Source organism: Acinetobacter piscicola, from assembly GCF_002233755.1.
In the GTDB taxonomy this organism is placed as follows: Bacteria; Pseudomonadota; Gammaproteobacteria; order Pseudomonadales; family Moraxellaceae; genus Acinetobacter; species Acinetobacter piscicola.
Window position 1 is genome coordinate 1 of record NZ_NIFO01000050.1, and the last position, 5,974, is coordinate 5,974.

Annotated in this window: 8 protein-coding genes; 4 read left to right on the forward strand and 4 right to left on the reverse strand. The window is 38.1% G+C overall.

Features of this window, described 5'->3' with window-relative positions:
• Positions 1-33: 33 nt before the first annotated feature.
• From CDA10_RS17060 to CDA10_RS16540, 4 genes are all read right to left on the reverse strand, one after another.
• Positions 34-369 carry a hypothetical protein gene (locus CDA10_RS17060; RefSeq protein WP_055414483.1) on the reverse strand — a complete coding sequence of 112 codons (336 nt, stop codon included), beginning with the start codon at positions 367-369 and terminating at the stop codon, positions 34-36.
• Positions 370-817: 448 nt separating this feature from the next.
• Positions 818-1,375 (reverse strand): plasmid replication DNA-binding protein, encoded by a 558-nt coding sequence (locus CDA10_RS16525; RefSeq protein WP_005244552.1) that lies wholly within the window; start codon positions 1,373-1,375, stop codon positions 818-820.
• 63 nt (positions 1,376-1,438) lie between these two features.
• The gene (gene repM / locus CDA10_RS16530) at positions 1,439-2,362 is read right to left on the reverse strand and encodes a replication initiation protein RepM (protein WP_005244554.1); all 924 of its coding nucleotides are present in this window, start codon (positions 2,360-2,362) and stop codon (positions 1,439-1,441) included.
• 690 nt (positions 2,363-3,052) lie between these two features.
• Positions 3,053-3,775, reverse strand: a complete 723-nt coding sequence (locus CDA10_RS16540; protein ID WP_089606630.1) for a hypothetical protein — start codon at positions 3,773-3,775, stop codon at positions 3,053-3,055.
• Positions 3,776-3,986: 211 nt separating this feature from the next.
• Between CDA10_RS16540 and CDA10_RS16545 the strand changes: the two genes are divergently transcribed.
• The 4 genes from CDA10_RS16545 (at position 3,987) to CDA10_RS16560 (ending at position 5,944) form a co-directional block, all read left to right on the forward strand.
• Positions 3,987-4,871, forward strand: a complete 885-nt coding sequence (locus CDA10_RS16545; protein WP_089606631.1) for a MobA/MobL family protein — start codon at positions 3,987-3,989, stop codon at positions 4,869-4,871.
• A gap of 39 nt (positions 4,872-4,910) precedes the next feature.
• Positions 4,911-5,267, forward strand: a complete 357-nt coding sequence (locus CDA10_RS16550; RefSeq protein ID WP_089606632.1) for a hypothetical protein — start codon at positions 4,911-4,913, stop codon at positions 5,265-5,267.
• Positions 5,264-5,485, forward strand: coding sequence for a hypothetical protein (locus CDA10_RS16555; protein ID WP_026441251.1), 222 nt, complete (start codon positions 5,264-5,266; stop codon positions 5,483-5,485). The genes CDA10_RS16550 and CDA10_RS16555 overlap by 4 nt, the downstream gene beginning before the upstream one ends.
• Before the next feature lie 126 nt (positions 5,486-5,611).
• Positions 5,612-5,944 (forward strand): hypothetical protein, encoded by a 333-nt coding sequence (locus CDA10_RS16560; protein ID WP_089606633.1) that lies wholly within the window; start codon positions 5,612-5,614, stop codon positions 5,942-5,944.
• The last annotated feature ends 30 nt before the right edge of the window (positions 5,945-5,974 follow it).

The window sequence follows — 5,974 nt, forward strand, 5'->3', positions numbered from 1 at the left end:
TCGCATAATAGCCATTATGTTAAATGGAGGCTTTCACAGTTGAAATTTAGTATTTAAGTATTCGATAAAGCCCTCAATTTTCTTAATCACGTATAAGCAGATATACAAAGGACTCAGATTATCTTGCTGAGCTTTCTGTACTCTATACTTCGCCCTTTCTAAGACAGCAATTACATAGTGTATAGAGCTTTTTAGAATTTTTTTAGAATCTTTTTTTGAATACAGATAACAATCAATTTTTTCAAAAGGCCCATCATTGACCAATATTTCCAATATAGTGTCGCTAATGGATTTACTTATTGATTGCTCCATATGTTCAAATTCATATGAATGTAGAGCTTGTGCTATAACTATTTGAAGATTATTCATTATGATTATTTAATGTTAGCCAATTTTGATCCTAGCATTATCTCCTGAAAAGAAAAAGCGTATAAAACCTAAAGTAAACATTGAGTTATTTTTATTCTTCGTTATGAAAAGTTAAAAAAATGATTCTAGGGCCACAGCTGACTTGGAATTTAATGGCGTTAAAGTACCTGCTGGTCATGTCCATGCAACATTAATGGCCGCTTTTGAATTTGCATATGCTCAAGTAATATCAACTGAAGATTATGTTGGCTAAAGCTTAAGATTTCCTAAAATTAACATAATACGCCTTATGCGAAACACTTGAACTTTTCCTTTTCGCATCAATATCTTAAAGTAAGCCGTTCTAGGGTTTAGCGCACTGGAACGGCTTTTTCTTGATATTTCACGTTCCACGTATGTTTCTTAAACAATGTTCTATATTCTTGTTTAGTCCAGTTGAATAATCGCCTTACCCATTTGGCAAGAAAAAGCGACTTAGAAAGCCTCTTTTCGGCTGCTCTGGTTCTACGTGCTCTGGCACTGGAATACGCTTATTTTCTGTTTCGACTGGAGTAGTCAATCCGTCATCTTTCGGCTCGGGTTCTGACCGAGGATCTGTTGCTATATCTGGAGCAGATTTCTGATCGGTAAACGTAGTCATATTGGATTGTGGGGGCTTCATTTCAATGAGTGTCAGCAGTGTATCTATACGAGCATTTGCCTTGGCTTCACGATCTTCGGCTTTTTCTAACTGTTTTTTTAGAAAATCAATTTGGTTTTTGAGTTCTACAACTGTTTTATCAGTGTATTCAGATGTATTTTGATTTTGTATTGGAGACGTATCGATACGTTTTACTTGTTTTACTCCAAAAGGTTCTCCATAGACACGAAGAAGTTCTGAAAAATCTATAAAACCATCATGGTCACGGCTTAACACACCGTTTTTTATATCTTTATATAGCGTAGCTCGAGATTTTTTATACAGGGTTGCAGCATCACTAACACTGTATTTTGTAGCTGTATTCATAGTGTATTGCTGTGTATTTTGAAAACGTATTGGAGAATACAATATGTGTATTCTCCAATACACTCAAGCTTTAAAGCCTAAGTTTTTTAGATGAGGCAAAAACTGTTTTTGCTGTATTGGATCTCTTAGCATTTCTTTGATTTTCGCGGCTAGGCTCTCATAGCTTTCATTACCATTTGCTAAGTTTGAAAATTCAGGTAGTCGTGAAAGCTGATTGCCAAACATATTGATTTGAGCATCTGTCATTTGTTGGAATGCTGTTTGGGGCGTTCTAGTTAATTCTTGTTGAGATGGCCTAACTTTCGATTTAATTCTGAATTGAATGTCAGTGATAACTCGTCCTTTTTTGAATTGGTCATAGTCAACGGTAATATCAGTGTGTTTATTAATTTCACTTACTGCTCTGTCTAATACGTTGGATTTAAAGTTAGACATTGTTGAATATTCAGTCGAGTCAAGACCTAACTTTGATCTAAGATCGTTAATACTATATTTCTCAGTTTTTGCTACATTCAACCATTTAATTAATAGCTCATATAGTCTTATGCTATATTTACTTCTAAAATCAGATACTTGCTCTATATGATATTTGGTAAATTGTTCGCTTAATCGGCTAATTAAGCTGATAACTTCGTTGCTAAGGTATAAAACAATAAGACCATTAGAATCTACATAGGTCACTTTGTTTACCCAATTTGCTGTAGTAAGAGCCTCTAGGCCCTTATATCTATCTAAATAACTGAACTCCCTTCTTTTTAGTGTTTTTGCTGCCTCTCTGAGCAAGCCATAGGCATTATTACTATCCACTTTAAATTGATGAATGTAGTCGCTTACAAGCACTTCTATTGGTGTATCTGGCGTGAGATTAGAAGACTCTCTAGCTCCAACTATGGCCAAGAGCATAATACGTTGCTCTATGAGTGATAAGTTAAAAGAAGCATCGATAAGAGCATTATCTTTAACAACTAATTTATTGTTATTTGTCATGATATGAAGCTGAGTAATTCATTTAACTAGGTTATATGTCATATATTTTAAATAGTCAATAATCTATCTATTTATATACCCCTTAAACCTATCTTTATCACCCCTTAAACCTATCTTTATCACCCCTTAAACCTATCTTTATCACCCCTTAAACCTATCTTTATCACCCATTAAACTATTGCAAACAAAGGATTTCAGCCTGTCTAAAAGCATTAAAAAGCATTAAAAATAATTAAAAGCCTACTCTGCTCAAAATTGCCCTTGGTTTTCGCTACGCTCAAACTCTATTGAATCTCGCTTTCGCTCGATTCGGGGGGCAATTTTTTGGCTCTTTTCGTTGTGAGTTTGAGAAAAAGCAAAGGCAAGAGCAAAAGCAACTCGGAATTCGCTCCGCTCATAAAGCTTTATGCTCGCTTCGCTCGGTCTAGGCTCAAATTTTTGCATCTAAAATTCACTTTTTTAGGTTAATCAACCTAAAAAAGCAGTTTTTCAGAGGGCCGAGGCGCGAATTTTGGGGATGTCGCTCGTAGACACTCGCTTGGTTAAGCCTTTCTTATGGTTTATAGATGGTGTGTCATTTGCTTCTATTTGCGTTTAGAGGCACTTTTTTGTTTTTGGGGTACTGATCTCTAGTTCAGTTTTAAATGATCGTACTATGGCGAAAATACAGCGTTTAAACGTGATATTTGTTCATTGTTCTGGTGTTTTGTTGAATGGGTTTCTCGGATCTTGTTTGGCTTCTCGTATAAATCGTTCAATTTCTTGGTATTGGCTTGAGTTAGCAATTTCTTGGGTGACTGTCTGTAGATCCTTGTTGGTTTGTTGCATGGTTTTACCGATTAAAGCCATACGAAATAAGGTTTTCAGGTTGTCCAAGTCCTGATTGGAGTGGGTCATTTGAAACTTTGCTCGTTCAAAAACGCCTAGATAGAGTGAACCGATAAAGTACTTGATCTGGTCTTCTCGTTTTTTCTGTTGTTTCTGGCTTTGTTTTTCCTTTTGTTGTTCTGGATTCAGGGCTTTTTCTATTTTCTGATTCAGGTTTTTCGCTGCGGTCTGGTGGCGTTGCGTTTTGAGGATTTCATCTAGTGCATCGTGCATGGCAAAGTAGGCATCGATGTCATGTTTTTGATGGAGCTTGAGGATGTTTTGTTGCAGAGCGGTCTGTTTGGCAGGTTCTGTCTGTTGGATCAGTTGCAGCTGAAGCATGCGTTTGTTGTAGGCATTGCGTTCATAGCGACATTTCTGGATGAGTTGTCGGTCTTGCTCACTGAGATCCTGAAGACTTTTTTTGTTTTTGAGAATGTGCAAGCAACGTTCTTCAACTCGACGTTTGAATGGTAGATTGAGGATATGCGTGCCGAGTTCGTTGATTTCTTTTGCCGTAAGAACTAACGCTTTGCGTCCTGCCATTTGGATCTCATTTTGCCGTGGATTGACTCCATGTTAGCGTCATGTTGTGGGCGTTTAAACTATTTTTTCTGCTATGCATAAAAAATAGTTTATCTCGTTTCCGTGTCTTTTTTTGACAACAACCGCTAAAGCGATTATTGTCAAAAAAAGACACTCCTCCTCGCTCCTGCGGAGAGCCTCCTTTGCGAATTGGATCTCAGGTGAATTCGGCATGTTTTACATGAATATTCGGCACAATGTGAAGAAGGATTCTAGTTCCAAGAATACCTTCCATTATCTGACTCGAACCGCTCATTTTGCCGAGCAAAAGACCGATGAGGAATTGGAGTTCGTGCGTTCTGGAAATATGCCTGCTTGGGCCATCGATGCACCTGAAAGCTTTTGGCATAGTGCAGATCGTTATGAGATTGCTCGAGGTCGAACCAGTTCAACGTTGACCGTGGCTTTACCAAAAGAATTGTCGAAACAGCAGCGTAAAGAATTGGTCGAGGCCTTTATTCGGGAATTTGCTGATCAGTATCAGTTCCCTTATACCGCAGCGGTGCATAATCATCCGAGTGAGCTGACAGGTGAAGATCAACCGCATTTGCATTTGATGTATTCTGAACGGAGTCTGTCCGATGGGATTGAACGACCACCAGAACAGTTTTTTAAGCAGTATCGTCCAAAGAATCCCACCAAGGGTGGCGCACAGAAATTAACGGCTGATGCGTTGGGCTTTGGCCGTGATCAGGTCAAAGCCTTTCGAGAAAAAACTGAGCAGCTGATTAATCAGGCTTTGGAAATGCATGCACCGATGAAAACTCTAATTCTGGAGGGTATGGAGATTGTGGTTCCGAATCGAGTGAGTCATCTATCCAATCAGGAATTTAACCAGAAGTACGGAACGCAATTGCAGGATGTTCCGCAGATCTACCGATGGAAGTTGAAAAGTGCCGATCCGATGATTCAGCTTGAAGTTGAGGCACAGAAGCAAACCATTCAACAGATTCGGCAATTTAACAAGCTCCAGATCTATCAAAAGGAGTACAACCAAGCCTTAGCGCAGCGTAAAAATCAAGATCATGATGATAGCTATACGCCATCATGGTTCTAGGGATATTGTGAGGTTTTAAATAAAGCTTTTGGAGGTCGTATGAAGACTGGAAAACAAATTCTTGAGGGTCTATTTGAAGATCAACGTGCAGCTGCACATGATCCCCATCATCCAGTGAATGATCAGCTTCGGGCCAGTCTACTGTGGAATAAACATTTACTTGAGTTGATTCAGATCCCACGCCATCAACTGAAATCAGATGATAGCTATGTTTTGGTGTCTGATATTCCAAAGTATTTTAAGGCACAGTTTGAGCAATATTTTTTAGGTCAGAACCTATCGCAGCATGTGGATCATCCTGATGAATCACGATTGGATAGCAAACGTTTCGATAGTTTTATTGCCTATCTGAAAGGTCATCCAAGTTATAAATCAGAGCAGCGTGGCCAAGTATGAAGAAGAACGTAGATGCAGAGCGTATTCGAGCTGCTTTTAAGGCAACGCAAGGGATTGTGGAGCATTCATTTGAGCAGCATGTGATTGATGCCAGTCAAGCGGATGTAAATGCGATGATTGAACGGATTGCGTCTGGGGAGTCTAGTTTTGAGGAGGAAGATGAGGTGTTAATGATGAAGTGGCGAGCTATGAAAGCCTTGCAAGGTAAGGGTTCATAGCTTCGTATAAGGCGTATTATGTTAATTTTAGAAATTCTTTAGAAGCCAAATATCTACAAGAATAATAGACGTTCTATGGTAACCCGTTATAATTCATCAAATTATTAAATACTTAGTGCAACAAATATGACTTACGAAGAAATCAAAGATTTAACGTTAAAACTATCGTACCGTGATAAATTCCGTTTGGCTCAGTTACTTATCCAAGTTGGACGCAAAGAGGAAGAAGAACAATACGTTGAAAAAGTAAAGGAAGAAAATTTAATAGACTTAGACTATGTATCAGAACGTTTACTTAAAAGTCGTCCAAGTAAGGTTAAAAGTTTAGAGAACTTTATTGATGCTATGTTCCAATTCAAAGGTTCTATCTCAGAAGAAGAACGAGCATCAATTATTTCCAACTTAAAGCAGAAGAAAATTATCAAAATAGAAAAAAATGTAGTGCTTTATTTAACATAACGGATGCTATTCGCAATGGAAATGTTAGAA

What these genes read in the sequence shown, in the direction of transcription:
- CDA10_RS16550 (WP_089606632.1), top strand. Translation starts at nt 4,911, where the DNA reads ATGAAGACTGGAAAACAAATTCTTGAGGGTCTATTTGAAGATCAACGT.
- repM (WP_005244554.1), bottom strand. Translation starts at nt 2,362, where the DNA reads ATGACAAATAACAATAAATTAGTTGTTAAAGATAATGCTCTTATCGAT.
- CDA10_RS16540 (WP_089606630.1), bottom strand. Translation starts at nt 3,775, where the DNA reads ATGGCAGGACGCAAAGCGTTAGTTCTTACGGCAAAAGAAATCAACGAA.
- CDA10_RS16545 (WP_089606631.1), top strand. Translation starts at nt 3,987, where the DNA reads ATGTTTTACATGAATATTCGGCACAATGTGAAGAAGGATTCTAGTTCC.
- CDA10_RS16560 (WP_089606633.1), top strand. Translation starts at nt 5,612, where the DNA reads ATGACTTACGAAGAAATCAAAGATTTAACGTTAAAACTATCGTACCGT.
- CDA10_RS17060 (WP_055414483.1), bottom strand. Translation starts at nt 369, where the DNA reads ATGAATAATCTTCAAATAGTTATAGCACAAGCTCTACATTCATATGAA.
- CDA10_RS16555 (WP_026441251.1), top strand. Translation starts at nt 5,264, where the DNA reads ATGAAGAAGAACGTAGATGCAGAGCGTATTCGAGCTGCTTTTAAGGCA.
- CDA10_RS16525 (WP_005244552.1), bottom strand. Translation starts at nt 1,375, where the DNA reads ATGAATACAGCTACAAAATACAGTGTTAGTGATGCTGCAACCCTGTAT.